Source organism: Streptomyces sp. SCSIO ZS0520 (genome assembly GCF_025643355.1).
Taxonomy (GTDB): Bacteria; Actinomycetota; Actinomycetes; order Streptomycetales; family Streptomycetaceae; genus Streptomyces; species Streptomyces physcomitrii.
Genome location: NZ_CP092644.1, coordinates 4,570,261 through 4,594,001, shown reverse-complemented (window position 1 = coordinate 4,594,001; position 23,741 = coordinate 4,570,261). Strand labels below are relative to the sequence as shown.

The 23,741-nt window shown below is 71.2% G+C and carries 29 protein-coding genes; 12 read left to right on the top strand and 17 right to left on the bottom strand.

Going from position 1 to position 23,741, the window contains the following annotated elements:
- Positions 1 to 23: 23 nt before the first annotated feature.
- From MID12_RS18090 to MID12_RS18075, 4 genes are all read right to left on the bottom strand, one after another.
- Positions 24 to 428 (bottom strand): PPOX class F420-dependent oxidoreductase, encoded by a 405-nt coding sequence (locus MID12_RS18090; RefSeq protein WP_040252062.1) that lies wholly within the window; start codon positions 426 to 428, stop codon positions 24 to 26.
- A 252-nt stretch (positions 429 to 680) separates the two neighbouring features.
- Positions 681 to 1,178 carry a 2-C-methyl-D-erythritol 2,4-cyclodiphosphate synthase gene (gene ispF, locus MID12_RS18085; RefSeq protein ID WP_040252058.1) on the bottom strand — a complete coding sequence of 166 codons (498 nt, stop codon included), beginning with the start codon at positions 1,176 to 1,178 and terminating at the stop codon, positions 681 to 683.
- The gene (gene ispD, locus MID12_RS18080; protein WP_263168752.1) at positions 1,168 to 1,959 is read right to left on the bottom strand and encodes a 2-C-methyl-D-erythritol 4-phosphate cytidylyltransferase; all 792 of its coding nucleotides are present in this window, start codon (positions 1,957 to 1,959) and stop codon (positions 1,168 to 1,170) included. The genes ispF and ispD overlap by 11 nt, the downstream gene beginning before the upstream one ends.
- A 422-nt stretch (positions 1,960 to 2,381) precedes the next feature.
- A complete protein-coding gene (locus MID12_RS18075; protein ID WP_003953493.1) occupies positions 2,382 to 2,864 on the bottom strand; it encodes a CarD family transcriptional regulator in 483 nt (160 codons plus the stop codon).
- Between the two features lie 770 nt (positions 2,865 to 3,634).
- Between MID12_RS18075 and MID12_RS18070 the strand changes: the two genes are divergently transcribed.
- A complete protein-coding gene (locus MID12_RS18070; protein WP_052482432.1) occupies positions 3,635 to 4,351 on the top strand; it encodes a hypothetical protein in 717 nt (238 codons plus the stop codon).
- A 344-nt stretch (positions 4,352 to 4,695) separates the two neighbouring features.
- Here MID12_RS18070 and MID12_RS18065 read toward each other — a convergent pair whose 3' ends face one another.
- Positions 4,696 to 5,376, bottom strand: a complete 681-nt coding sequence (locus MID12_RS18065) for a response regulator transcription factor (protein ID WP_040252049.1) — start codon at positions 5,374 to 5,376, stop codon at positions 4,696 to 4,698.
- The gene (locus MID12_RS18060; RefSeq protein WP_263168647.1) at positions 5,373 to 6,701 is read right to left on the bottom strand and encodes a sensor histidine kinase; all 1,329 of its coding nucleotides are present in this window, start codon (positions 6,699 to 6,701) and stop codon (positions 5,373 to 5,375) included. The genes MID12_RS18065 and MID12_RS18060 overlap by 4 nt, the downstream gene beginning before the upstream one ends.
- A 357-nt stretch (positions 6,702 to 7,058) precedes the next feature.
- On the opposite strand from MID12_RS18060, the gene phoU reads away from it, so the two are divergent.
- Positions 7,059 to 7,736, top strand: a complete 678-nt coding sequence (phoU, locus tag MID12_RS18055; RefSeq protein ID WP_040252046.1) for a phosphate signaling complex protein PhoU — start codon at positions 7,059 to 7,061, stop codon at positions 7,734 to 7,736.
- A gap of 239 nt (positions 7,737 to 7,975) precedes the next feature.
- Here the strand turns inward: phoU and MID12_RS18050 are convergent, their stop codons facing one another.
- Both MID12_RS18050 and MID12_RS18045 read right to left on the bottom strand, forming a co-directional pair.
- Positions 7,976 to 8,143 (bottom strand): hypothetical protein, encoded by a 168-nt coding sequence (locus tag MID12_RS18050; RefSeq protein ID WP_263168643.1) that lies wholly within the window; start codon positions 8,141 to 8,143, stop codon positions 7,976 to 7,978.
- A 245-nt stretch (positions 8,144 to 8,388) separates the two neighbouring features.
- A complete protein-coding gene (locus MID12_RS18045; RefSeq protein ID WP_040257604.1) occupies positions 8,389 to 8,664 on the bottom strand; it encodes a DUF1876 domain-containing protein in 276 nt (91 codons plus the stop codon).
- Between the two features lie 258 nt (positions 8,665 to 8,922).
- On the opposite strand from MID12_RS18045, the gene MID12_RS18040 reads away from it, so the two are divergent.
- Positions 8,923 to 10,113: a cytochrome P450 gene (locus tag MID12_RS18040; protein ID WP_263168638.1), complete on the top strand. Its 1,191-nt coding sequence runs from the start codon at positions 8,923 to 8,925 to the stop codon at positions 10,111 to 10,113.
- A complete protein-coding gene (locus MID12_RS18035; RefSeq protein WP_186095451.1) occupies positions 10,110 to 10,331 on the top strand; it encodes a ferredoxin in 222 nt (73 codons plus the stop codon). Before MID12_RS18040 ends, MID12_RS18035 begins: the two co-directional genes overlap by 4 nt.
- A gap of 104 nt (positions 10,332 to 10,435) precedes the next feature.
- On the opposite strand, the gene MID12_RS18030 is transcribed toward MID12_RS18035, so the two are convergent.
- A complete protein-coding gene (locus tag MID12_RS18030; RefSeq protein WP_263168632.1) occupies positions 10,436 to 10,945 on the bottom strand; it encodes a hypothetical protein in 510 nt (169 codons plus the stop codon).
- Positions 10,946 to 11,142: 197 nt separating this feature from the next.
- Between MID12_RS18030 and MID12_RS18025 the strand changes: the two genes are divergently transcribed.
- A complete protein-coding gene (locus MID12_RS18025; protein WP_263168628.1) occupies positions 11,143 to 11,718 on the top strand; it encodes a hypothetical protein in 576 nt (191 codons plus the stop codon).
- 182 nt (positions 11,719 to 11,900) lie between these two features.
- Positions 11,901 to 12,179, top strand: a complete 279-nt coding sequence (locus tag MID12_RS18020) for a hypothetical protein (protein WP_263168626.1) — start codon at positions 11,901 to 11,903, stop codon at positions 12,177 to 12,179.
- Between the two features lie 40 nt (positions 12,180 to 12,219).
- On the opposite strand, the gene MID12_RS18015 is transcribed toward MID12_RS18020, so the two are convergent.
- Together MID12_RS18015 and MID12_RS18010 are read right to left on the bottom strand one after the other, a co-directional pair.
- Positions 12,220 to 12,690, bottom strand: a complete 471-nt coding sequence (locus MID12_RS18015) for an NUDIX domain-containing protein (RefSeq protein WP_168542946.1) — start codon at positions 12,688 to 12,690, stop codon at positions 12,220 to 12,222.
- 2 nt (positions 12,691 to 12,692) lie between these two features.
- Entirely contained in the window at positions 12,693 to 13,436 is a 744-nt protein-coding gene (locus MID12_RS18010) for a helix-turn-helix domain-containing protein (protein WP_263168623.1), read from the bottom strand.
- Positions 13,437 to 13,794: 358 nt separating this feature from the next.
- Here MID12_RS18010 and MID12_RS18005 point away from each other — a divergent pair, with 358 nt between their 5' ends.
- Both MID12_RS18005 and MID12_RS18000 read left to right on the top strand, forming a co-directional pair.
- Positions 13,795 to 14,238: a hypothetical protein gene (locus MID12_RS18005; RefSeq protein WP_263168620.1), complete on the top strand. Its 444-nt coding sequence runs from the start codon at positions 13,795 to 13,797 to the stop codon at positions 14,236 to 14,238.
- Positions 14,239 to 14,308: 70 nt separating this feature from the next.
- A complete protein-coding gene (locus tag MID12_RS18000; RefSeq protein WP_263168618.1) occupies positions 14,309 to 15,145 on the top strand; it encodes a protein kinase domain-containing protein in 837 nt (278 codons plus the stop codon).
- 117 nt (positions 15,146 to 15,262) lie between these two features.
- On the opposite strand, the gene MID12_RS17995 is transcribed toward MID12_RS18000, so the two are convergent.
- Entirely contained in the window at positions 15,263 to 16,024 is a 762-nt protein-coding gene (locus MID12_RS17995) for a phosphoglyceromutase (protein WP_263168614.1), read from the bottom strand.
- Positions 16,025 to 16,474: 450 nt separating this feature from the next.
- On the opposite strand from MID12_RS17995, the gene MID12_RS17990 reads away from it, so the two are divergent.
- Positions 16,475 to 17,836, top strand: a complete 1,362-nt coding sequence (locus MID12_RS17990; protein WP_263168611.1) for an MDR family MFS transporter — start codon at positions 16,475 to 16,477, stop codon at positions 17,834 to 17,836.
- A 68-nt stretch (positions 17,837 to 17,904) separates the two neighbouring features.
- Here the strand turns inward: MID12_RS17990 and MID12_RS17985 are convergent, their stop codons facing one another.
- The 3 genes from MID12_RS17985 to MID12_RS17975 form a co-directional block, all read right to left on the bottom strand.
- Positions 17,905 to 18,111 (bottom strand): DUF397 domain-containing protein, encoded by a 207-nt coding sequence (locus MID12_RS17985; RefSeq protein WP_263168608.1) that lies wholly within the window; start codon positions 18,109 to 18,111, stop codon positions 17,905 to 17,907.
- 145 nt (positions 18,112 to 18,256) lie between these two features.
- Positions 18,257 to 18,463, bottom strand: a complete 207-nt coding sequence (locus MID12_RS17980) for a DUF397 domain-containing protein (protein WP_263168605.1) — start codon at positions 18,461 to 18,463, stop codon at positions 18,257 to 18,259.
- Positions 18,460 to 19,296: a helix-turn-helix transcriptional regulator gene (locus MID12_RS17975; protein ID WP_263168603.1), complete on the bottom strand. Its 837-nt coding sequence runs from the start codon at positions 19,294 to 19,296 to the stop codon at positions 18,460 to 18,462. Before MID12_RS17975 ends, MID12_RS17980 begins: the two co-directional genes overlap by 4 nt.
- Before the next feature lie 248 nt (positions 19,297 to 19,544).
- On the opposite strand from MID12_RS17975, the gene MID12_RS17970 reads away from it, so the two are divergent.
- A complete protein-coding gene (locus MID12_RS17970; protein WP_263168598.1) occupies positions 19,545 to 19,973 on the top strand; it encodes an ATP-binding protein in 429 nt (142 codons plus the stop codon).
- Positions 19,970 to 20,434 carry a hypothetical protein gene (locus MID12_RS17965; protein WP_263168596.1) on the top strand — a complete coding sequence of 155 codons (465 nt, stop codon included), beginning with the start codon at positions 19,970 to 19,972 and terminating at the stop codon, positions 20,432 to 20,434. The genes MID12_RS17970 and MID12_RS17965 overlap by 4 nt, the downstream gene beginning before the upstream one ends.
- A gap of 51 nt (positions 20,435 to 20,485) precedes the next feature.
- Here MID12_RS17965 and MID12_RS17960 read toward each other — a convergent pair whose 3' ends face one another.
- Both MID12_RS17960 and mshA read right to left on the bottom strand, forming a co-directional pair.
- Positions 20,486 to 21,028, bottom strand: coding sequence for a YbjN domain-containing protein (locus tag MID12_RS17960; RefSeq protein WP_263168593.1), 543 nt, complete (start codon positions 21,026 to 21,028; stop codon positions 20,486 to 20,488).
- Entirely contained in the window at positions 21,021 to 22,412 is a 1,392-nt protein-coding gene (gene mshA, locus MID12_RS17955) for a D-inositol-3-phosphate glycosyltransferase (RefSeq protein WP_263168592.1), read from the bottom strand. Before mshA ends, MID12_RS17960 begins: the two co-directional genes overlap by 8 nt.
- A gap of 249 nt (positions 22,413 to 22,661) precedes the next feature.
- Between mshA and MID12_RS17950 the strand changes: the two genes are divergently transcribed.
- The gene (locus MID12_RS17950; protein WP_263168590.1) at positions 22,662 to 23,483 is read left to right on the top strand and encodes a class I SAM-dependent methyltransferase; all 822 of its coding nucleotides are present in this window, start codon (positions 22,662 to 22,664) and stop codon (positions 23,481 to 23,483) included.
- Positions 23,484 to 23,741: the final 258 nt, after the last annotated feature.

Here is a 23,741-nt window from a genome sequence, read left to right as displayed (position 1 = left end):
CGGTCTCCTGGCGTGCGGAGCGCTCAGATGCGGCCGACGACCTTGCGCGGGGTGACCCGGACGACGACGCGCTCGGCGTCCTCGCCCGAGCGCGGGTTGAAGTCGGCGTAGGACTTGCCGGTGTACTTGCGGGACAGCTCGTCGATCAGCTCCTGGCCGCCCTCGGTGGTGATGGTGGCCTGGCCGCGGATCTCGGCGTAGCGGTACGGGTCGTCGGCGGGCTGGACCACGATCGTGACGCGGGGGTCGCGCTGGAGGTTCTTCTCCTTGCGGCGGTCGGCGGTGGTGGAGAACAGCACGTCGTTCCCGTCGCGCTTGACCCAGACCGGGGAGACCTGCGGGCTGCCGTCGGGCTGGATGGTGGCCACGGTGATGAAGACGGGGGTGTCGAGGAGTTCTCGGAGGTCGTTCGACAGTTCGGCGGACATCTCGGCCTTCCTGGTTCCTGTGCCTGGTGGCGTTGTGGTGGCCGGTGACCTGCTGCGGTCACCGGTTGCTCCGGGCGGCTGCCGCGGTGGGTGCTGTAGGGGTTCCCGGCGTCCCGTTCCGCATGCGTACCGCCCGGTGTGGGCTCCGATACTGCGGCAACGCACCGGCCCCGGCGGGTATTTCAGCCCGGGCCAGCGCGTTGGGGTGCGTACGGGGCGCGGGGCGGACGTGCGTGCCCCGCGCCGCGCCGTTCAGCTGCCGGAGGTGCGCACCACCAGGGCGGTCGCCACCGCGGCCAGGCCGTCGCCGCGGCCGGGGAAGCCGAGGCCGTCGGTGGTGGCGCCGGAGACGGAGACGGGGGCGCCCGCCGCCTGCGAGAGCACCTGCTGTGCTTCTTCGCGCCGCTTGCCGATCTTCGGGCGGGGGCCGATCACCTGGACCGCGATATTGCCCACCGTGAACCCGGCCTCCCGCACCAGGCGGGCGGCCTCGGCGAGCAGGGTGCGGCCGGAGGCGCCGGACCACTCGGGGCGCCCGGTGCCGAAGTGCGCCCCGAGGTCGCCGAGGCCGGCCGCGGAGAAGAGCGCGTTGCAGGCGGCGTGCGCGACCACGTCGGCATCGGAGTGCCCGGCGAGCCCGGGGCCCTCGTCCTCCCAGAGCAGGCCGGCGCACCACAGCTCGCGGCCCTCCTCGAAGGCGTGGATGTCGGTGCCGATGCCGACCTGGGGCAGCGGCAGCTCAGTAGCCACGGTTCGCCTTCCTGCGCGCGAGGACCGCCTCGGCGAGGACGAGGTCCAGGGGGCGGGTCACCTTGAAGGCCTCCTCGTGTCCGGGGACGACCACCACGGACAGGCCGAGCCGCTCGACCATCCCGGCGTCGTCGGTGGCGCCCTCGCCCTCCGGCGCCAGGCTCTCGTGGGCCCGCAGCAGGGTGTCGCGGTCGAAGCCCTGCGGGGTCTGCACGGCGCGCAGCCGGGCCCGGGCGGGGGTGCCGAGTACGGGTTCGGGCTCGCCGCCGGTGCGGGGCTCGACCTCCTTGACGGTGTCGGTGAGCGGCAGCGCCGGGACGACGGCCGGGGCGCCCGCGCGGACGGCCTCGACGACGGCGTCCACGGTGTCGACGGGGACCAGGGGGCGGGCCGCGTCGTGGACCAGGACGATGCCGATGTCCTCGGGCAGCGCGTCGAGGCCGAGCTTCACGGACTCCTGGCGGGTCTCGCCGCCGGGTACGACGAGGAAGTCGGTGCGGTCGCCGCCGTCCAGGGCGTGCGCGTCGAGCAGGGACTTCACCTCGGCGGCGCCCTCGGGCGGGGCCACCACGACGACGAGGCCGACCGCGCGGGAGGCGGCGAGCGCCCGGGCCGCGTGGATGAGCATCGGGGTGCCGTTCAGCGTGCGCAGCGCCTTGGGGGCGCCGGGCCCGAGGCGTACGCCGCGGCCCGCGGCGGGGAGGACGGCGGCGGTGCGGGGCGTCTTCGCGCCCGGTGCTCCGGCCGCGGCGGGCGGGCGGGGCTCGTTCTCGGCAGACATCGCTTCCGTTCAGGTTTGTGTGCTCGGGCGACATGGGTATGGCCTGGGCGTGCCCCCGACCGGCAGGCCGGGAGTGCCGGGTACGACGCCTGGACCGGACCCTTCCGTGACTTCCGGTCGAGTCGGCGGACCGGCCCCGGCACCCGTGGGGCGGGGGTTTCCCCAGTCGCACGAGAACCGGTCGGGTGCTCCGCCGATCTCCCCGTCGTGGTACGGACTGGTCGTCGGCACTGATCGTCAACAGCGGTGATCAGCGTACAAAAATGCCGCAGCGCCCGGCGACAGCTCTCGCGTCATCGGGCACCGCGGCAATCCTGCGGCACTTCCGGCACCTGGCGGTGCGTGTTCTGCTGTGGTGCTCTGCTGCTTGTGCTGCGCTGTCCCGGGATGTGCGTCCGGCTGACGTGCACCCCGCGCAGGTGTCAGGAGGCGAGGACCTCGTCGAGCAGCGCCTCCGCCTTGTCCTCGTTGGTGTTCTCCGCGAGCGCCAGCTCGCTCACCAGGATCTGCCGGGCCTTGGCGAGCATGCGCTTCTCACCGGCGGACAGACCGCGCTCGCGCTCGCGGCGCCACAGGTCACGTACGACTTCCGCGACCTTGATGACATCGCCCGAGGCGAGTTTCTCGAGATTTGCCTTGTAGCGACGGGACCAGTTCGTGGGCTCTTCGGCATACGGTGCGCGCAGCACCTCGAAGACCCGGTCCAGTCCGTCCTGACCGACCACATCACGTACGCCGACGAACTCCGCATTGTCCGCTGGCACACGTACCGTCAGATCACCCTGGGCGACCTTCAGCACCAAGTAGGTCTTGTCCACGCCTTTGATCTGGCGAGTTTCGATAGCCTCGATCAGCGCGGCCCCGTGATGGGGATAGACCACGGTGTCGCCAACCTTGAACGTCATGTGACAGGTACCCCTTCCGTGGCTATCAAGAGTAACACGTCATCGGCGCGTTCTGAATGGCGTTTTCGCAGGTCAGAGCGCATCTCGGGGCTTGACAACAGCAACCGTGACGTGCTGCGCAGGCCTCCCCCGGCGGGGTATCCGCAGGTGGGAGCGGCTGCACCCGTGAGCCGAAACGCGCCCGTTACACCTCGCAAAACTTCTGATCAACCGGCAGAACGTCCCTTTATGTCGCATTCGCTCCGACCAACTGGCCGTACTCCGTTCGGTGACCGGAGACACGTTCGAAGAACGTTGCGCGGGCAACGGAGAAGAGAGTCAGGAACACCGGCGCGGCGCGGGAAGAAGATCATGACAACATCTCGCCGATGACCACCGGATTCCCCCGCCGGCCAATACCTGAATTCGATCAACGGGCCGCCCGCACATCCGGCTGATCAATTTCCGCCGTGGCCACGCATTCCTTACCGGAAAGGCGCAGGACACTCACGCGAGCCGACCGCGGTGGCCAATGCGCCCGGCGAATACCCGGGCGGACGGCGAATCCGCGCTCCCGCCGCCGGGCTCCGCGGCGCACACGCCACGCGCCGCGGGCGGGGCGCGGGACGGCCGCGGAGGGGCCACAGAGGCGGGTCGGGTGCGGCGTGCGCGGGACGGGTCGGTAACCTGAGCGCGCTGCTGTACCCCGGGGCGGCCGCGAGGCCCGCCGGAACCCTGACCACAACCGTCCGGACTCGCCCGTCCGCACCGCAAGAGGAGTTGCCGCCGTCGTGAGCCTCCAGCCCAGCCTTCGGCGCGGCGCACTCGCCGCCACCGCGCTCGCCTTCTGCGTGGGCGCGCTCGGCGCCTGCGCCGCCGGCAACAACGCCCAGACGCTGGAAATCAAGCCGGACAACGCGCGCGCCCAGGTCGGCGACATCAAGGTGCAGAACGCCCTGGTCATCGCGCAGCCCGAGCGGGAGAGCAAGGGCCCGGCCGTGATCGCGGCCAAGCTCTTCAACAACGGCGACCGCGACCAGGTCCTCGAGTCCGTCTCCGCCGGTGGCGAGCGCGCCGAGCTGAAGCCCGCCAAGGGCGAGAAGACGGCCGGCAAGCTGGTCGTCCCGGCGCACGGCGCGCTGATCCTCGGCGGCAAGGACAACGCCTCGGTCTCGCTGCGGACGCTGCCCGAGAGCATCCAGCTCGGCGACGCCTCCCCGGTGACCTTCACCTTCAGCCGGACCGGCGACGTCAAGCTGGACAGCTTCGTGGTCCCCGCCGAGGGCGAGTTCACCAAGTGGGGCCCGGAGAAGGTCCCCAGCCAGCCGACGAAGCCCCCGGCCGAGTCCGGCAAGCCCTCCGGCAGCGCCTCCCCCTCCGCCGACCCGCAGGCGAGCGCCTCCGCGACCGGCTCCCCGTCCCCGGGCGAGAGCCAGGGCGCCGAGGGCCAGGGCGGCAGCGGGATCGCCCCCGGCGAGCACGACCCGGCCGGCGACGCAGGCCACTGAGCACCCGGCGGCGGCTGAAGCGGCACCGAGCACCTGGCCCCACTGGGCACCCGGCCGCACTGGATACCCAGCCGCTCTGAGCGCCCGGCCCACCGCGCACCGCAGCACCGCACGCACACGAGCGCCGCACCGCCGGAAGCACAGCGCGTAGAGCACGGAGGGCGGGACCCCGCGGGGTCCCGCCCTCCGTGCTCTACGTGTTCTTCGTGTTCTTCGTGCTCTACGCGTTCTCTGTGCTCTCCGTGCTGTTCGTGCTCTCCGTGCTGTTCCTGTAGATCACGCTGCCGCCGCCCCCGCCGGTGCACTCCGGCCCCCGTACCGGCGGGCTCCCCCGTACCGGCGCTCTACGGCTCGAACTTGTAGCCGAGGCCGCGCACCGTGACCAGGTAGCGCGGGGCGCCCGGGTCCGGTTCGATCTTCGCGCGCAGGCGCTTCACATGGACGTCGAGGGTCTTGGTGTCCCCGACGTAGTCGGCGCCCCAGACCCGGTCGATGAGCTGCATACGGGTCAGTACGCGGCCCGCGTTGCGCAGCAGCATCTCCAGGAGGTCGAACTCCTTGAGCGGCAGGTCGACCTTGGACCCGGCGACCGTGACCACGTGCCGGTCGACGTCCATCCGGACCGGGCCGGCCTCCAGGGCGGCCGGGGTGACCTCCTCCGGCTCGCCGCGGCGGCGCAGCACCGCGCGGATCCGGGCGACCAGTTCGCGGGAGGAGAAGGGCTTGGTGACGTAGTCGTCGGCTCCTATTTCGAGGCCGACCACCTTGTCGATCTCGCTGTCCTTGGCGGTCACCATGATCACCGGGACATTGGAGCGGCCGCGCAGCTGACGGCAGACCTCGGTGCCGGGCAGCCCGGGCAGCATCAGGTCGAGCAGGACGAGGTCGGCGCCGTTGCGCTCGAACTCGTCGAGGCCGTCGGGCCCGGTGGTCGCGATGGCGACCTCGAAGCCCTCCTTGCGGAGCATGTAGGACAGGGCGTCGCTGAAGGATTCCTCATCCTCGACGACGAGCACTCGGGTCACGGAAGGACCTCCGGGGCAGGAAGCGGTTCGTACGGGGAAGAGAGGCTGTTCTCGGCGCTCTCGGTGGGGCCTGGGGTGCCGGAGCCCCCGGAGCCGGAGGCGGTGGCCCCGGATCCGGTCTCCCGGCTGCGGTCGCGGGCGGCTCCCGCCACCGGCAGCCGCAGGGTGAAGGTGGAGCCCTGTCCTTCGGAGCTCCACACGGTGACCTCCCCGCCGTGCGAGGCGGCCACGTGCTTGACGATGGCGAGTCCGAGCCCGGTGCCGCCGGTGGCGCGGGAGCGGGCCGGGTCGACCCGGTAGAAGCGCTCGAAGATGCGCTCCTTGTCCCTCTCGGAGATGCCGATGCCCTGGTCGGTGACGGCGATCTCGATGTGCTGGCCGCCGCTCACCGCGACCGTACGGGCGGCGATGCCGACCCGGGTGCGGGCCGGGCTGTAGTTGACGGCGTTCTCGACCAGGTTGCCGAGGGCGGCGGCGAGCTGGCCGCGGTTGCCCCAGACATGCAGGTCGGAGCCGGTCCCGCGCTCCTCGCCGAAGGCTTCGGGCCCGCCGACCGAGGCGGCCATGGTGATGTGCTTGGTGCCCGCCTGGTGGCGGCAGCGGTCCATGGCCTCGCTGACGAGTTCGTCCACCCGGACCGGTTCGGCGTCCTCCAGGGGGTCGTCGTTCTGGACCCGGGAGAGGTCGATCAGCTCCTGCACCAGGCTGGTGAGCCGGGTCGCCTCGATCTGCATCCGGCCCGCGAAGCGCTCCACGGCCTCGGGGTCGTCGGAGGCGTCCATCACGGCCTCGGAGAGCAGCGAGAGCGCGCCGACCGGGGTCTTGAGCTCGTGGCTGACATTGGCGACGAAGTCGCGCCGTACCGCTTCGATGCGCCGGGCCTCGGTGAGGTCCTCGACCAGGAGCAGCACCAGGCGGGAGCCCAGCGGGGCGACCCGGGCGGAGACCGCGAGCGCCTCGCCGCGGCCGGTGCCCCGGCGCGGAAGGTCGAGTTCCACCTGCCGTATCTCGCCGTCCCGCCGGGTGTCCCTGGCCATCTGCAGCATCGGCTCGACGGCGAGCTTCCCGCCGCGCACGAGGCCCAGGGCGTACGCCGCCGAGCTGGCCTTGACCACGCTGTCGGCCTCGTCGAGGACGACCGCGGAGGAGCGCAGCACGGAGAGCACCGTGTCCACGCCGGGGGGCAGTACGGGGTCGGTGTGCAGGGAGGTCCTGGTGGGGCGTTTCTGGTCGCGCTCGCTCCAGCGGAACGCCAGCATGGCGATCACACCGGTGCACACCCCGGCGATCGCTGCCGCTGCGGCGACCGCCGCGTTCACGTCCATGTCCTCAGGTTATGCGGGGCATACCCCCGGGCCACAGTGGTCCGAGGGTCAGCTCCGCCACTCGTCGCCCAGAGTTCACCGAGGGGACCGCGCTGGTTCATTTCGGCCATTCGGGGCGGATGGCCGTGATCGCCGGATACGCAGCGGTTTCCGGGGCTCCGTGCCCGCCGCCGCGTACGGTGTGCAAGGGGCGCCCGCATCCCCGCGCACGCGCGCCGTCGCCCAGAGTTCACCGGGTGAGCAGTCCGCGTTCACCTGGGGTGCCGGAAACGGATGCGTACGGACCGGATCGTCGGAGCGTGGGCTCCCGATGCCCTCAGATTCCGGAGCCCGGTCGAAAACCGAGAGAGGGACAGCATGCGCGACGCGTACCACGAGGAACTTGACTCGATCGGTGATGACCTGGTCGAGATGGCCCGGCTCGTCGGCTCGGCGATCGGGCGCGCCACGACGGCGATCCTCGACGCCGACCTGAAGCTGGCGGAGAGCGTCATCGCCGCCGACCAGAAGGTCGACAACCTCCAGCACGACCTGGAGGCGCGCGCCATCACCCTGCTCGCCCGCCAGCAGCCGGTCGCCACCGATCTGCGGATAGTGGTCACCTCGCTGCGGATGAGCGCCGACCTGGAGCGCTCCGGCGACCTGGCCCAGCACGTGGCGAAGCTGGCCCGGCTGCGCTTCCCGGAGCGCGCGGTCCCGCAGGACCTGCACGCCACCATCCTGGAGATGGGCCAGCTCGCCCAGCGCCTGATGGCGAAGGCCGCCGAGGTGATCATCACCAAGGACGTCGACCTCGCCCTCCAACTGGAGCAGGACGACGACGAGATGGACACCCTGCACCGCGCGCTCTTCCAGCACCTGATGGACGACCGCTGGAAGCACGGCATCGAGACCGCCGTCGACGTCACCCTGCTCGGCCGCTACTACGAGCGCTTCGCCGACCACGCGGTCTCGGTCGCCAAGCGCGTCGTCTACCTGGTCACCGGCGAGCACGCGGACGAGATCCAGCCCGCGGGCCAGGTCGAGGGCGCCTGAACACCGGCAGCCGCGAGGGGTTCCACCGCGCCTGCCGCCCCTGACGGCCCCTGACGGCGCTCCTGGAGTACGGCCCGCCGCCTCACATCCGGCAACGGCCCCGCTCCCGGGGCGCCGTCGCCGTACTCACCCGCGGGCTGTGAGCTGCGGCCCGCGGCTCACAGCCCGCAGCCCGCAGCCCGCAGCCCCCGGCTCACGGCTCACGGCTCACGGCTCACGGCTCACGGCTCACGGCCAGGTCAGCCGGAGCAGCCCCCGCACTGGCAGGGCCCGCCCGACTGGCAGCCGCAACCGCAGCCGGAGCCGCAGCCGCAGGCGCCGAGCAGGACCGGTATCGGGCGGACCACCGGCGCGGCGGCGGACTCGTCGGTGCTCCCGTGGTTCTCGGGCAGGCGCGGCTCGGGCATGGGACGTCCCCTCCTCGAAGGCAAACTCCTGTCCCCATTCCACGCCCACCGGGGCGGGCGCATCAACGGCGCATCCGGACAAAGGGATTCGCGCTTCGGGGGTGCGGAGGTGCACAGGGGCTTGCGCGCCACGAAGCGCGCCCCGGCTCTCGCCCGGACCTCGCCCGGGCTGGCCCGCCCCTCACCTGCTCACCTGTTGCCTACGCACCTGCCTACCGGCACCTTCCGGCCGCGTACCCGCCCGCCTACCTGAGCGGATGCGAGGTGCGCCCGGAGGCCTCGTCGATCTCGTCGTGTGCCTTGGTCAGCAGCTTCATCGCCAGTTCGTTGAGCGCTCTGGCACCCGCGATCTCTTCGCCCACCCTCGACTGGTTCTCGTCGGAGGGATGCCTGCTCGCGTACCCGTGCGCCCGGCACTCCTTGCCGTCCGGGAGCCGCACCAGGGCCGCCGCCCGCGTCCGGTGGTTGTCCTCCTCGAATTCGAGCTCCACATGCCAGCCCACAGCGGTCTTCATGGTCATGCCGCTCACCTCCAGAGCCACTCCTTCCAGCGTGCACCCGGCGGCGCGGCGACACCAAGGCGAGACCGCGCGCACCGCCGCCCGCGCTTAAGCGAGGCACAGCCGGGCCGGTCCAGCCTGGGTAGAGAGCAGAGAACCCCGCCCGCAGTCCGCCGTACCGCCGACTCGCCCGCACCTCCCGGCCCGTCCTCGTCTTTGTCCTCGTCCGTGCTCCCTCTTCGTCTTCACTCCCTTTTCGTCTTCGTCGTGAGGCCGCCCATGACCGAGCCCGTCGCCTTCCCCCAGGACCGCACCTGCCCGTACCACCCGCCCGCCGCCTACGACCCGCTGCGCGGGGGTCCGCCGCTGCAACGCGTGACCTTCTTCGACGGCCGCTCGGTCTGGGCGGTCACCGGTCATGCCGCGGCCCGGGAACTGCTCGGCGACCCCCGGCTCTCCAGCGACAGCCAGAACCCGGCGTGGCCGGTGCCCTCGGCGCGCTACGTCGGCCTGCTGAACCGGCGCACCCCGCTGCTCCAGGTCGACGATCCCGAACACCGGCGCCAGCGCCGCCTGTTGATCCCGAGCTTCACCCTCAAGCGCGTCCAGTCCCTGCGCCCGGGGATCGAGGAGACCGCCGACGGGCTGCTCGACGCCTTACTCAGCCGGGGCAACGAGGCAGAACTCGTGGGCGAGTTCGCGCTGCCGATGCCCTCCAAGGTGATCTGCCGGCTGCTCGGCGTGCCCTTCGCGGACCACGACTTCTTCGAGGAGCAGGCCCGGCGGCTGCTGCGCGGCCCCGAGTTGTCCGACGTGGAGGACGCGCGGGACCGCCTGGAGGGGTATCTGCGGCAGATCATCGAGGAGAAGCAGGTCCGCCCCGGCGAGGGACTGCTCGACGAGATCATCCGCGAACAGGCGGACGTAGAGGGCGAGTTCGACCCTCAGGAGCTCGCCGAACTGGCCTTCATCCTGCTCATCGGCGGCCATGAGACCACCGCCAACATGATCTCGCTGAGCGTCTTCACCCTGCTCCAACACCCCGAGCGGCTGGCCGAGTTGCGCGAGGACCGGGCCCTTTTGCCCACCGCCGTGGAGGAGTTGATGCGCCACCTCTCCATCGTCGAGGGGATGCTGCGGGTCGCCACCGAGGACATCGAGATCGCCGGGGAGACCATCCGCAAGGACGAAGGCGTCGTCTTCTCCCTCTCCCTCGTCAACCGCGACGAGAGCGTCTACTCCCACCCCGACGACCTCGACTGGCAGCGCCCGGCCCGCCACCACATCGGCTTCGGCTACGGAATCCACCAGTGCCTCGGCCAGAACCTCGCCCGCGCCGAGCTGGAGATCGCCCTCGACCGCCTGCTCACCCGGCTCCCCGGACTGCGCCTCGCCGTCCCCGCCGAGGAGATCCCCCACAAGCCCGGCGACACCATCCAGGGCATCGTCCAGCTGCCGGTGACCTGGTGAGCGCGGCGCCCCGGCCGCCCCGGTTCCAGGTGGAAGTCGACCCCGACCGCTGCGTGGGAGCGGGCCAATGCGCCTTCATCGCACCGGAGTTCTTCACCCAGGACGACGAGGGCACCAGCGAGGTCCTGCCCGGCCGCGAGGAGACCGAGGACGACCCGCTGCTGCACGAGGCCGCCGACGCCTGCCCGGTCCGGGCCATCACGATCCGGGAGCGGTGAGCGGACCGCGCGGCTCTCGACGGGGAGCGGGACCACTCGGGTCTCCGCTACTGACCGGGCCGCGCGGGTCTCGTCGCTGACCGGGACCGCGCGGGTCCCCTGCCTCAGGCGTCCCGGATGACCAGCTTGAACTCGGCGAGGAGCAGCTTCTGCGACCGGCCCGAACGCTGCGCCACCCTGAGCCCGAGCGGAGTCCCGGCCTTCACGAAGATGCCGTGCGTCTTGGTGAAGTAGTTGCGGCCGGGCGACGGTACGCGGTGGTCGGTCGCCGTGGTGTCCACCCCCGCGTCGGTGAACCCCAGCGGATCGCGCACGAACTGGTCGCGCAGCTCCGAGTAGTTCCCGCTCTCCCACTGCACCATGGCGTACAGCTCGCCCCAGCCGGACCGCGCCGGCCAGATGAGCCCGGCCCGGTCCTCCCGGGTCCAGTCCTTCACCGTGTGCCCGTCCGGCTGCGCCACCTGGTGCATCCCGTGCTCGTCACTCGACTCCGCGGTCCCGAAGGGGAACCGTACGAGGTGGTACTTGCCGTCGTCCGGGATCGTCCGCACCGCCGAAACCTTCAGGGAACACACCAGGACCGGCCCGGTGGCGGCCTCCTCGCTGCTCGCCATCGCCTTCCCCTTCCCTCGCGTACATGAGCGCCCCGCATGCCCAATCCGCCTACGGGACAGGTGTGTTCATGGTTCCCCGTACGCCCCGACCTCACCCGGCGGGGAACCGTTCCGCCGGTTCCTGCGTGAGCACAGAGTGTGTTGGCGACCGACTCGGTGTGCAGTCGGCCGACGGTGGGACGACCGGAGGAGACCCGATGAGAGCGCGCACGACGGTGAGCATGACGATGACGGCCTGCGCGGCACTGGTGGTGTGCGCCTGCGGCCCCGGCGACGACAAGGGGGACGCGGACACGAAGCCCCCGGCTTCCACCTCCGCGTCGGCATCGGCATCGGCGGACCCCTCGGCGCCGTCGTCCCCTTCCAGCTCCGCCCGGCCCGAGAAGCCCTCGGCCACCCCGCCGACCGGCGACCAGCCCGCTCCCAAGACCAAGGAGGGCGCGATCAAGCGGTACGAGCAGTACCTCCACGCCCTCGGCCGCGAGGACATCAACACGGTCTGCGAAGTCGCCGGCCCCGCCGCGAAGAAGGCCGAGAACCAGGGCCTCGGCCCCTGCACCTCGACCTACACCGCCGTCTTCAAGATGATCTCCCCGGCCCAGAAGACCGCCCTGCGCACGGCGACGGTGGACCCGGGGCGTGTCGTCGTCCGCACCCCGGCGAAGGTCGAGATGCCGGTCGCGGCGGTGAAGTCCGAGGCCACGTTCTCGGAGAGCGACTTGGGGAGCTACACGCTGGAGTACCTGAAGGACGAGTGGTACATCACCGATTGAGAACCCTCCCGAAGAGGAGCGGCCAGTAGATCCACACCTGCCGAATGCCGGATTCTTCCGGTATACATCGGGGTACCACCGCACGGTCCACTCGCGCTTCGCACGCTGCCTGAGACGTGCCGGTGGCACAGCCGGACCGACTGCTAGACCGGGCGCCCGGGCGTCCGTACAGGGGGACTCACATGCGTACGCGCGCTGCCGCGGCCTCGGCCGCTCTGATCCTGTCCACCGTGCTGGGCACGGCGGCCTGCTCGTCCTCCGCCGACAGTTCCCCCTCGTCCACCAACCCGACCTCGGCCGAGAAGAAGAGCCACGACGGCCCGGCCGCGTCCGAGCCCCCGGTCGACCCCGCGAAGTGCGCGACCACCCTCGCCAAGATGCCCAAGGGCTGCGAGGCCGACGCCGACTTCGCGGAAACCGAGGAGGCTGCCCCGGCCACGGGGACGCCCTCGCGCAAGTAGAGCCGAGAGACGAACTGCCCTGTCCTCGTGATCCGCAAGGTCAGCCGAGGTACGGGCGCGCTCGGTGCTCCAGGAAATGCCGGATCCTGAGTTGCTGGGTGTGGTGCATCGGCAGCTGCTCGATCTCCTCAGGGCCGACGAACCGCAGTTCCGTGGACTCGTCCGAGAGGGCGAGCCGACCACCGACCACACGGGCGGTGAAGCAGACATTGAACTGCCGACGCACCTCACCGTCCGAGTAGGCAATGATGTGGCGGGGGTCGGTGTACGTGCCCACGAGCCCGGTGATCTCCACGTCCAAACCGGTTTCCTCCTTCACCTCCCGGATGGCTGTGCCGGGGAGCGAGTCGGACATCTCCAAGCCGCCGCCGGGGAGGGCCCAGAGGTCGTTGTCCCGTCGGCGCTGGAGGAGGATGCGGCTCTCGTCGTCGGTGACCACCGCGGACGCGGCAACCACCAAGCTGTTCGGCTCAGGTGCCGCAGGGTCGTCGTAGTACTCGGTCCGTGCCACGGTCATGCTCCCCTTACTGGTGTCGCGGTGTCCCACACAGCGTCGAAGCTGCTGGCGTAGGTGTCGAACATGCCGCCCGGTTCGCTGCGGCGGAGGTGCCACACCGGGGCACCGTAGGCGTTCACGCCCCATACATGGGCGTTGACCATCGCCTGGTCGTCCGCACGGTAGATCGAGTTGTAGAGCGTGGTCGCATGAGTCCGCACCTCGATTCCGGGCGTCCCGGCAAGGGGTCGGTAGTGCATGAGCGCGAGTCGGCATCGAGACTCGATTCCGTGCCCGAACTGCTCTTCTTCGCCGCGCTGTCGCACCTGGGGACTGTCCGGGTCGCCAATCGCGATGCGGACCGCGCACCCGTCCGCAGCTCGCTCGCGCAGCAGGTCATTGAGCCGCGGATACGCCTCATGCAGGAAGACGGCCGCGTACACCAGCACGTCGATGTGCTCGCCGGCTTGCGCCAACATGTCCACCAAGGCGGGCACGGGGATGTCCGCCCGCTTGTCGTACAGAGCCACAAGCTCCGGACTGGCAGCGCGGGCAGGGCGAGCCTGCCGGAGAGAGGGCCACAGAGCGTGCACGTCCTCTCGCAGCGTCTCCGCTGCCAGCATGGCGGTTGCACGACGTGGCGTTCGCCCCTGGTTGACCCATCGCTCGACGGACTTGGGATCGACTTCGACCTTGTCCGCGAGGGCGCTGTACGTCCAGCCACCGGCTGCCATGGCAGCTCGTAACCTCTCGTTCGGCATTTCGGTCTCTCCCAGGATCTGAGGACGGCACCAGGGACGTTCTACCCGATGCGGGACGTCCCCCACTGGGGTTCTGCGGTGGTTCCGACGTCCCGAGCAGCGGCAGGATGCTCGTCCGCATGGCAAGCGATCAGCAGACCAGCCCAGGTATTCATCATCGTGATCAGCGGGTCGGGTGGCCTGGTGATCGGCACGCCCTCGGTTTCAGCCGGTGGATCGGCCGCCCGAGTTGGGTGCCACACTCCTCAACTCCCCAAGTTGAAGGCGGCCTTGCCTGTCCCGCCCGTCGTAGGGCCAGTCCTCGACGACCGGTGCGGGCGCGAGTACCAGACCGCAGCGACGAGGTAGGAGCATTCGCATGACGGCAACGGCCAACGACCAGAAGACCGGGCGCATGGTGGCCGGTGAGGAGCTGTTCGAGAGCCTCACGCACTTCGTGGTCCTCCACAACGGGCAGCCCTCCGACCGGGCGGAGCGGATCGCGGACCAGGCGGTGGCCTTCGTGGCCGCCGCGGCGACCGCAACCGTCCCCATGGTCCCGTCGGACGACGTGGACCTCGGTCTGCACGCACTCATCCTGCATACGAAGGAGTACGCCGACCTGTGCCGGCGGTTCGCCGGCCGCTTCCTCCACCACAACCCGAAGCCGGGCGGTGGTCGGCGTGACCCCGAGAGGGTCGCCGCCTCCGCGCACGCGATGAAGGCGGCCGGTTTCATGGTCTTCGACGACCTCTGGACCGTGGACGGCACCAACCTCGCACAGTGCGACTCGGACTGCGGCCGTCCGTACGGTCAGGCGTAGCGACTCGACACCAGCGGCGCGGTCGACCTCGATACGGGGTCGGCCGCGTTGCCCGGAAGGAGAACTGACGTTGTCCGGGACACCCCCTGAACTGCCGATCGTCGTAGCCGACACACTCATGCCCAAGGCTCAGCGCCTGGTTGTCAATCGCCGGGGCTCCACGGTCTGGGAGGTCGAGAGCCATCGAGGGCGGTACGCCGTGAAGGTCGGATATCCGATCGAGGCTACGGTCGACTGGCCCGCGCAACCCTGGACAGCACTCGCCCCCGCACGCGAAGGCGCCGTGCTGCATCGGCTCGGCTTCGACGACTGCGCCTACGGCGAGTGGGAGCGGGGCACCTGGAACTTCCAACCGTGGCGCGAAGGGCCCGACCTCTACGAGCTCTGGAAGCCCTGCCGTGAGCCGGGCTCTCGTACTGAACCGCACACCAGCGTGGCCCTCGGCTGCGTAGAGGCACTGGCCGAACTGCACGCCAAGGGCTGGGCCCACGGCGACGTGCAGCCCGCCCACTTCATCATCGGGCCGGAGCGTGCGCACCTCATCGACCTGGCCCTGGCACGGGGTGGGCACATCCCCACGTCGTACGACTTCCCGTTCCGCGGCTGCCTCGTCCACTACGAAGCGCCGGAGATCGCGCGCAGTGTGCTCGCGACCGGAGAGGCTGAGGCGACGCAGGAAGCGGACGTGTATGCGCTCGGCGCGTCTCTGCTCATCTCCGCCACGGGTTGGCGGGCCGTCGCGTACCCGGACGGCGCACCCCGTCCTGAGCAGAGACGAGCCGTTGCGAGTGGCAGACGCCGACCCGTGAGAGTGCGTGGAGAGCTGGGCGAACTGATCGACGCCATGCTCAGCTCGGCGCCCGAAGACAGGCCCACGATCTACGAGGTCGGCAAGGCCCTCAGCTGAGCCGTAGACCCACAGAGTCGTAACTCAGTCATGCCGACGGCCGAGAGACGACCCAAACCCATCAGAAAAGCCCCCGCCCCGCGAAGAACTCGTAGGACGGGGGCTATCGGTGGTGCGTTACTTCTTCTTTCCCTGGTTCTTCACAGCCTCGATCGCCGCCGCAGCCGCCGTCGGGTCGAGGTAAGTGCCGCCCGGGTTGACCGGGTTGAAGGCGGTGTCGAGTTCGTAGAAGAGGGGGATGCCGGTGGGGATGTTGAGGCCCGCGATGTCGGCGTCGGAGATGTTGTCGAGGTGCTTGACCAAGGCGCGCAGGGAGTTGCCGTGGGCGGCGACCAGGACCGTGCTGCCGGTGAGGAGGTCGGGGACGATGCCGTCGTACCAGTACGGGAGCATGCGCTGGACGACGTCCTGGAGGCACTCGGTGCGGGGGCGCAGCTCCGGCGGGATGGTCGCGTAGCGGGGGTCGTCGCTCTGGGAGAATTCGGCGCCGTCGGCCAGCGGGGGCGGCGGGGTGTCGTAGGAGCGGCGCCAGAGCATGAACTGCTCCTCGCCGAATTCCGCGAGGGTCTGGGCCTTGTCCTTGCCCTGGAGGGCGCCGTAGTGGCGCTCGTTCAGGCGCCAGGAGCGGCGGACCGGGATCCAGAGGCGGTCGGCGGAGTCCAGGGCGAGCTGCGCGGTGCGGATGGCGCGCTTCTGGAGGGAGGTGTGCAGGACGTCGGGGAGCAGGCCGGCGTCCTTGAGCAGCTCACCGCCGCGGACCGCCTCCTTCTCGCCCTTCTCGGTGAGGTTGACGTCCACCCAGCCGGTGAACAGGTTCTTTGCGTTCCACTCGCTCTCGCCGTGGCGGAGCAGGATCAGCTTGTACGGTGCGTCGGCCATGCGTCCGAGACTAATCGACCCCTTCCGGCGGGTGCGCGGGACCCGGGGCCGCGCCCGCCCCCGGACGCTCGACGGTTCCCGGCAGTGACGACTGACGCTCCCCGGCGGTGGCGACTGCCCCTCCCCGGCAGCGACGATTGACGATTCCCGGCAATTCAGTGGCGCTCCGGCGAGCAGGGTTCGTAACGTATGCCTGCCGCCGGAGCCGCTTACCGCGGCAGTCGGCCGAAAGCCCTGCGCACCACGGCCGGGTCAGCGGGAGGGACACCGGGCAGCGCGGCGTCCGAGAGCACAAGGAGACGCCGGAAGCACGACGGCCTCCGCGAGCACAGAAGGACACCGGGCAGCACGGTGTCGCGGAGCACAAGGAGACGCCGGAACCACGACGGCCTCCGCGAGCACAGAAGGACACCGGGCAGCACGGTGTCGGGGAGCACAGGGGGACGCCGGATGGCATACGCGGGTCTGCGGGCCGCCGTGAGCAAGAGTGTCGGGGGGTTGCCGCGGGAGTTCTGGTGGCTGTGGACGAACACACTCGTGAACCGGCTCGGCTCCTTCGTGGTGACCTTCCTGGCCCTGTACCTCACCCTGGAGCGCGGCTTCTCGGCCTCGTACGCGGGTCTGGTGGCCGCCCTCTACGGCCTCGGCGGGGTGATCTCCTCGATTGTCGGGGGTGTGCTCGCCGACCGGATCGGCCGCCGTCCGACGCTGATGATCGCGCAGCTGTCGACGGCCGTCAGCGTCGGCGTGCTCGGCTTCATGACGCATCCGGTCGCGATCGCGGCCCTCGCCTTCTGCGTCGGCATGGCGGCGAACGGCTCGCGCCCGGCGATCCAGGCGATGATGGCGGACATCGTGCCGCCGAAGGACCGGGTGCGCGCCTTCTCCCTCAACTACTGGGCGCTGAACCTCGGTTTCGCGGTCTCCTCGGCCGGTGCCGGTTTCATCGCCGAGGTCAGTTACCACGCCGCCTTCCTCATCGAGGCGGGCATGACGCTGGTCTGCGCGGTGCTGACCTGGAGCCGCATCCCGGAGTCCCGCCCGGTCGCCGAGGCGGTGAAGACGCCGGACGGGAGCGCCGGGGCCGAGAAGTCCGAGCCCGCCGCGGTGAACATGGCGAGCGTGCTGCGGGACGGGCGCTTCATGGCCGTCGTCGGGCTGTCCTTCCTGCTGGCGCTGGTGTTCCAGCAGGGCTATGTCGGGCTTCCGGTGGCGATGGGCGAGGCGGGCTTCACCCCCGCCGACTACGGTCTCGCCATCGCCGTCAACGGCCTGCTCATCGTCGTCCTGCAGATCCCGGTCACCCGCTTCATCGAGCACCGCGACCCCGGGCGGCTGCTCCTGGTGTCCTCGCTGGTCGCGGGGTACGGCTTCGGGCTGACCGCCTTCGCCGGGTCGGTCGGCACCTTCGCGCTGACGGTCTGCGTGTGGACCCTGGCCGAGATCGTCAACGCCCCGACCCAGACCGGCGTGGTGGTACGCCTCTCCCCCACCGAGGGGCGTGGGCGCTACCAGGGCGTCTACACGATGTCCTGGTCGGTGGCCGCCCTGGTCGCCCCGCTCAGCTCGGGCCTGGTCCTCGACCGCTTCGGCGCCGACTGGCTCTGGGCGGGCTGCGCGGTCATCGGCACCGCCGGAGCGGTCGGCTACGGGCTGCTCATGCGGAGCCTGGAGGACGAGAAGGACGCGGAGGACGACGAGGCGACGGCCGTCCCCCATGTCCCCGTCGGGGCCGCACTGGTCGCCGACCCGGAGGCACCCTCCCCGCCCGGACCGCAGACCTCGCCGCCGGCGCCCACCGAAGCGGTCTGAGGCCGTTCGGCGCGAACGGCTCCTGGCCTGGGCCGGGTTCACCTCCGGCCCAGGCGGTACGGCTCACCTCAGGCGGCGGTGTCCCCGCCCTTGACCCCTGCCACGAACGACGACCACACCGAGGACGGGACGAGCAGCGACGGACCGGTCGGGTTCTTGGAGTCGCGGACCGGAACCACGCCGTGCGCGGCGACGAGATTCGCGGCCACCTCTACGCATGCGCCACCGTTCTCGCTGTACGAGGACTTGAACCAACGCGGGGATTCGGTCGTCACGGGATGCCCCTTCACAACTGGCTGATCATGGCCATGGACGCGGTCTGCGAGCAGGCCGTCGCCCGGAGTTGATGGTAGATACACACCGGCCCCCGTCGTAACCCGTACGACAGGGGCCGGTCACCGTAGGTCAGTACGGCTCACCTCATGCGGTGACATCCTCGTCCTTGACCGCGGCCACGAAGGACGACCAGGCCGAGGACGGGACGAGCAGCGACGGGCCGGTCGGGTTCTTGGAGTCGCGGACCGGAACCACGCCGTGCGCGGCGACGAGGTTGGCGGCGACCTCTATGCACTGGCCACCGTTGTTGCTGTACGAGGACTTGAACCAACGGGGGGATTCGGACGTCACGGGATGCCCTTTCGCAACTGGCTGATCATGGCCACAGATTCCGCCTGCGAGCAGGCTTCTGCCTGAAGCTGATGGTAGGCCGCCATCACGGGAAGGACGAACTTTCCGTCGCGTTCCAGATGCCCTCGCTGCGCGGACTCGGCGTACGAGAGAAGCGAGCGATCCCCCATCGTGAGGATGGTGACCGGCAGATCGAACGGGCGGCGCTCGCCCATGCTGAACGGGGCGACCTGGAGCACGGTGTTGGGGAGTGCGGCGAACTCGGTCAGCCACTCCAACTGGGCCTTCATCACGGCCGGTTCACCGACGGGTCGCCGCAGGCAGCTCTCGTCCAGGACCGCGGAGATCAGGGGCGGTGGCTGCCGGGTGAGGGCCTTCTGCCGCTCCGCGACCAGCGCGATCCGCTCCTGCGCCTGCTCCTCGCTGATGGCCCCTCGTCTGACGTGGCTGTCGGCCAGGACGGTGGCGTACTCCGGAGTCTGCAACAGGCCCGGCATCACACCGACTTCGTACAGCCGGATCTCCGCCGCATGGGCCTCGTACTCGACGAACTGCGGGAAGCCCTCCAGGAGGCTGCCGTGCCGGATCTCGCGGTACTGGCGCTCGAAGGTGTCCTCCGTGTCCGTGATGCCGAAGGCGCGGTCCGTACTACGCGAGAAACGGAGGGTCGGAGGTTTCCGACCATTTTCGACGGCGGAGACATGCACGCTGGAGTAGCCCGTGCGCTGGGCACAGATTTCCTGGGTCCACCCGCGGGCCTCCCGCATGCTGCGCAAACGCGCGCCGTAGGCCGCCTCGGGGGAGGAATCGGGGTCCAATTCGTTCTTGTTCATGGCTGGTTGGGGCACCTTCCATCCCACGCCGACACGTTGAACGGGACTCGACAGTAGTCCACGCTGAATCCCCTTGGTAGCGAGATCGCTACGGAGAGGAGTGAAGCGTACGGGGTCAGCAGCCCGCGGCCGAAAGAATCCGGCAATCCGGACCGGCCGCCCGCGCACCCGCTCCCGTCGAGGGCCGCCCGTGACCACCGGGCCCGCTCCGGCGCCCCAACACCCGCCTGCTCCCGAGAGGTTGAGCCATGCCCGGAAGTGCCCTGCCCACCCCCGCCGAGGCCGTCGCGTTCCAGTACCCGCGGCGGCGTCCGAATGTCGGCCGCGCCCGCCAGGCCCTGCGGCGCCAGCTCGCGCTGTGGCACGTGGAGGGTGAAGTCGTAGACACCGCAGTCCTGTTGCTCTCCGAACTGGTCACCAACGCGATGGCCGCGAAGACGGCTCCCGGCCGCGAGATCCGGGTCCGCTTCGAGCTGAGCGGCAAGGAGCTTCGGCTCGAAGTCGCCGATGCCGGTGATGAGAAGCCCCAGCTCAGGCACGCGGGGCCGGAGGACGAGTCCGGCCGGGGACTGGCCCTGGTGAACGCCCTGGCCGACGCGTGGGGTGTCGCACCGCGTCTCGGGGTCGGGAAAACCGTCTGGGCGAGCCTGGTGCTGCCGGAGGTGGCGACCCGGTGATCCCGCCGACGCGAGAGGCCCCCGTACCGTACGCGGGCCCCGGTGCGTACAGCGCCCGGCTGGTCGCGCACACGCTCCGCCGCCCCCGGGTCCTGCTGGGCGAACACCGCGGCGACTCACCGCAGTCGGCATTGCGCTGGCTGCTGCGGCGCGCCCAGGACGTGGCGGACCAGCTGGCCGCCCCGTACGCCCATCCGGTACGGGCGTGGACGGCCGACCGGGACGAACACACCTGGGCCCTGGGCTACTTGACCCTCGGCGAGCCCTACGTCTTCTGGGCCGCGGACGAGGACGGCACCCGCTACGTCTTCAGCACCCAGAGGACCGCGGTCCCGCAACCGCCGTCCGCGACACGGAAGTTCCCCTCCGCCAGGACCGTACGGGGCCGGGGCTTCCTACGGCTCGTGCGCATACCGGGCCGTACGGGCGCGGGCACGGGCGCGGAGACACAGCGGCGCTGAGAGACGAAGAGGCGATGGGAGACGAAGAGGACCCGGTGCCGGGGCTCCGGGTCAGGACGAGCTGTCCGGACCTTCGGACTTCCGCGCCGTGCCCGACTTCTCCAGGAGCTGCGTGAAGGCGTCCAGGTTGCGGGTGGACTCGCCGCGGGAGACCCGCCACTCGTACTCGCGGCGGATGGCGGAGGCGAAGCCGAGTTCGAGCAGGGTGTTGAAGCTGCCGTCGGCGGCCTCCAGGACCGAGCCGAGGAGGCGGTCGATCTCCTCGGGGGTGACGGCGGCCCGGGGCAGCTTGCCCACCAGGTAGATGTCGCCGAGCTTGTCGACCGCGTAACTCACCCCGTACAGCTTGAGGTTGCGCTCCAGGAGCCAGCGGTGGACGCCCTCTTCGTTCTCGTCCGGGTGGCGGATCACGAAGGCGTTGAGGGAGAGCGAATGGCGGCCGAGGCGGAGTGAGACGGTGGTGGAGAGCTTGCGGGTGCCGGGGAGCTTGACGACGTAGCCGCCGGGCTCCGGGGACTCCCAGTCGAGGTCGGCCTCCGTGAGCACCCGCTCGATGACCAGCGCCTGCTCGGCTTCCACCGCGTTCTCAGCCATGGTGCGAGCGTACGCGACGGCGGTGTTCCTGCATGGCCTCGGTGTACACCTCGGCGGTGGCGGCGGCGGAGGCGGCCCAGCCGAAGTTCTCCGCGTGCCGGGCGGCGCGGGCGCCCATCTCGGCGGTGAGGCTGCCCGGCGCGTCCGGGCCCGGCCGGTGGGTGTCGGCGAAGCGCCGCAGCGCCTCCGCGTAGTCGGCGGGGTCGTGGCCGTCGACGAGGAAGCCGGTGGAGCCGTCGCGCACCGCCACCGGCAGCCCGCCGACCCGGGCGGCGATCACCGGGGTGCCCGCGGCCTGCGCCTCGATGGCGACCAGGCCGAAGGACTCGCTGTAGGAGGGCATGACCAGGACCGAGGCGGCGCGGAACCACTCGGCGAGCTGCTCCTGCCCGACCGGCGGCCGGAAGCGGACCACATCGGCGATGCCGAGGCGGGCGGCGAGCTTCTGCAGGCGTTCGGGCTTGGCGAGGCCGCTGCCGCTCGGGCCGCCGACCACCGGCACGACCATGCGGGACCGCAGTCCCGGTTCGCGCTCCAGGAGGAGGGAGACCGCGCGCAGCAGGATGTCGGGGGCCTTCAGCGGCTGGATGCGGCCCGCGAAGAGCGGGATGAAGGCGTCCTGCGGAAGGCCGAGCCGGGCGCGGGCGGCGGCCCGCGGCGATCCGGCCGGGGCCGCGCCGAAGGCGGCCGCGCCCTGCGGCACGGGCCGGAAGCAGTCGAGGTTGACGCCGGGGTGGACGACGGCGACCTTGGCGGGGTCGGCCTCGTAGTGCCGGACCAGCTCGGCGGACTCCTCGGCGGTGTTGGCGATGAGGCGGTCGGCGGCGCGCACTATCTGCGTCTCGCCGATGACGCGGGCGGCCGGCTCGGGGCGGTCGCCCTCGGCGAGGGAGGCGTTCTTGACTTTGGCCATGGTGTGCATGGCGTGCACGAGCGGGACGCCCCAGCGCTCGGCGGCCAGCCAGCCCACGTGCCCGGAGAGCCAGTAGTGGGAGTGCACCAGGTCGTAGTGGCCGGGCCGGTGGTCCGCCCAGGCCTGCATCGCCCCGTGGGTGAAGGCGCAGAGCTGGGCGGGCAGCTCCTCCTTGGCCAGGCCCTCGTAGGGGCCCGCGTCCACGTGGCGGACGAGGACGCCGGGGGCCAGCTCGACCACCGGGGGCAGCCCGCCGGTGGTGGCGCGGGTGAAGATCTCCACCTCGACGGTGAGGTCGGCGAGGCGCTTGGCCAGCTCGACGATGTAGACGTTCATGCCGCCCGCGTCGCCGGTGCCGGGCTGGTGCAGCGGTGAGGTGTGCACGCTGAGCATCGCGACCCGGCGCGGCTTGCGGTGCAGGCGGAGCCGGGCGCCCCCGGGAGAGCGGAGCCTGCTCCCGTACTGGCTCACGTGGCTTCCTCCTCGCGTCGGGCTCACCGCCGCTCCCGCGGCAGGACTGGGCGGGCAGGGCTGCGTGGAGGTCAGAGGCCTCCGGTGCAGGAACAACACAAAGGGGCAGCGCATTTCCGCTTTGCTCAATCCTTACCTTCGCGCTCTCAACTTCGGGGGGAGTGCGCAGGTCAGGGACAGGGGGTGGGGTGCGGCCTGCGGGACCCGGCGGCGGGAGCGCGCCCGCCGCGCCCGCCTACCCTCGTACGCATGGCAGCCCGCACTCCCCCGCCCAGGCCCGTGGGCACGGTGACGCGCGGGACCACCCATCCCAACCGGCTGCGCCGCATGGACCGCTGGATCGCCGCGGTGCACGGGCCGGTGCTGCGCCGCGCCGCCGAGCCCCTCGCCGTGGACCTCGGCTACGGGGCCGCGCCCTGGACCGCCGTGGAACTCCTCGTCCGGCTGCGCGGGGCCGCGCCGCGCACCCGGGTCGTCGGGGTGGAGATCGAACCGGCGCGGGTGGCCGCCGCCGCGCGGTATCTACGGCCGGGGCTGGACTTCCGGCGGGGCGGCTTCGAGGTGCCGGTGCCCGGCCGCCCGCAGCTGATCAGGGCGGCGAACGTGCTGCGGCAGTACGAGGAGGACCAGGTCGCCGGGGCCTGGGCGCGGCTCTGCGCCCGGCTCGCCCTGCCGGACGCGGCGGGCGGGGACCCGGGCGGGCTGCTCGTGGAGGGGACCTGCGACGAGATCGGGCGGCGGCACGTCTGGGTGGCGCTCGGCCCGGAGGGTCCGCGCACGGTGACCTTCGCGACCCGGCTCGCCTCCCTCGACCGCCCCTCCGACCTCGCGGAACGGCTGCCGAAGGCGCTCATCCACCGCAATGTGCCGGGCGAGCCGGTGCACGCCTTCCTGCGCGACTTCGACCGCGCCTGGGCCGCGGCGGCGCCCTTCGCCTCCTACGGGGCGCGGCAGCGGTGGATCCGCGCGGTACGGGACCTCGCGGCGGACTGGCCGGTTGTCGACGGTCCGCGGCGGTGGCGGCAGGGCGAGGTCACGGTGCGGTGGGAGGCGCTGGCGCCGCGCAACTGAGCGGGGGCGGCGCGGAGTTGACGCTCCGCCGGGTCCGTACGAGGGGCGTACGGGCGCCGGGCGACGGGGCCGCGGAGGGGAGCCTGCGGGCTCACGGGCCGCGCCTGCCCACCCTTTTGGGTGACAGTGGAACGATCTGCGGGGCCGGATCGTCGATCAGTTCGAGAGGCGGACGGGACGGGACCGAGGCTCTGTCGCAGAAGCGCGAGTCGTGGCACCATCCCGTAAGCGGGGAGAAGTTACTGACGGTAAATCAGA

What these genes read in the sequence shown, in the direction of transcription:
- MID12_RS18090 (WP_040252062.1), bottom strand. Translation starts at nt 428, where the DNA reads ATGTCCGCCGAACTGTCGAACGACCTCCGAGAACTCCTCGACACCCCC.
- ispD (WP_263168752.1), bottom strand. Translation starts at nt 1,959, where the DNA reads ATGTCTGCCGAGAACGAGCCCCGCCCGCCCGCCGCGGCCGGAGCACCG.
- MID12_RS18075 (WP_003953493.1), bottom strand. Translation starts at nt 2,864, where the DNA reads ATGACGTTCAAGGTTGGCGACACCGTGGTCTATCCCCATCACGGGGCC.
- MID12_RS18060 (WP_263168647.1), bottom strand. Translation starts at nt 6,701, where the DNA reads ATGGACGTGAACGCGGCGGTCGCCGCAGCGGCAGCGATCGCCGGGGTG.
- phoU (WP_040252046.1), top strand. Translation starts at nt 7,059, where the DNA reads ATGCGCGACGCGTACCACGAGGAACTTGACTCGATCGGTGATGACCTG.
- MID12_RS18050 (WP_263168643.1), bottom strand. Translation starts at nt 8,143, where the DNA reads ATGCCCGAGCCGCGCCTGCCCGAGAACCACGGGAGCACCGACGAGTCC.
- MID12_RS18045 (WP_040257604.1), bottom strand. Translation starts at nt 8,664, where the DNA reads ATGACCATGAAGACCGCTGTGGGCTGGCATGTGGAGCTCGAATTCGAG.
- MID12_RS18040 (WP_263168638.1), top strand. Translation starts at nt 8,923, where the DNA reads ATGACCGAGCCCGTCGCCTTCCCCCAGGACCGCACCTGCCCGTACCAC.
- MID12_RS18030 (WP_263168632.1), bottom strand. Translation starts at nt 10,945, where the DNA reads ATGGCGAGCAGCGAGGAGGCCGCCACCGGGCCGGTCCTGGTGTGTTCC.
- MID12_RS18025 (WP_263168628.1), top strand. Translation starts at nt 11,143, where the DNA reads ATGAGAGCGCGCACGACGGTGAGCATGACGATGACGGCCTGCGCGGCA.
- MID12_RS18020 (WP_263168626.1), top strand. Translation starts at nt 11,901, where the DNA reads ATGCGTACGCGCGCTGCCGCGGCCTCGGCCGCTCTGATCCTGTCCACC.
- MID12_RS18010 (WP_263168623.1), bottom strand. Translation starts at nt 13,436, where the DNA reads ATGCCGAACGAGAGGTTACGAGCTGCCATGGCAGCCGGTGGCTGGACG.
- MID12_RS18005 (WP_263168620.1), top strand. Translation starts at nt 13,795, where the DNA reads ATGACGGCAACGGCCAACGACCAGAAGACCGGGCGCATGGTGGCCGGT.
- MID12_RS17995 (WP_263168614.1), bottom strand. Translation starts at nt 16,024, where the DNA reads ATGGCCGACGCACCGTACAAGCTGATCCTGCTCCGCCACGGCGAGAGC.
- MID12_RS17990 (WP_263168611.1), top strand. Translation starts at nt 16,475, where the DNA reads ATGGCATACGCGGGTCTGCGGGCCGCCGTGAGCAAGAGTGTCGGGGGG.
- MID12_RS17975 (WP_263168603.1), bottom strand. Translation starts at nt 19,296, where the DNA reads ATGAACAAGAACGAATTGGACCCCGATTCCTCCCCCGAGGCGGCCTAC.
- MID12_RS17970 (WP_263168598.1), top strand. Translation starts at nt 19,545, where the DNA reads ATGCCCGGAAGTGCCCTGCCCACCCCCGCCGAGGCCGTCGCGTTCCAG.
- MID12_RS17960 (WP_263168593.1), bottom strand. Translation starts at nt 21,028, where the DNA reads ATGGCTGAGAACGCGGTGGAAGCCGAGCAGGCGCTGGTCATCGAGCGG.
- MID12_RS17950 (WP_263168590.1), top strand. Translation starts at nt 22,662, where the DNA reads ATGGCAGCCCGCACTCCCCCGCCCAGGCCCGTGGGCACGGTGACGCGC.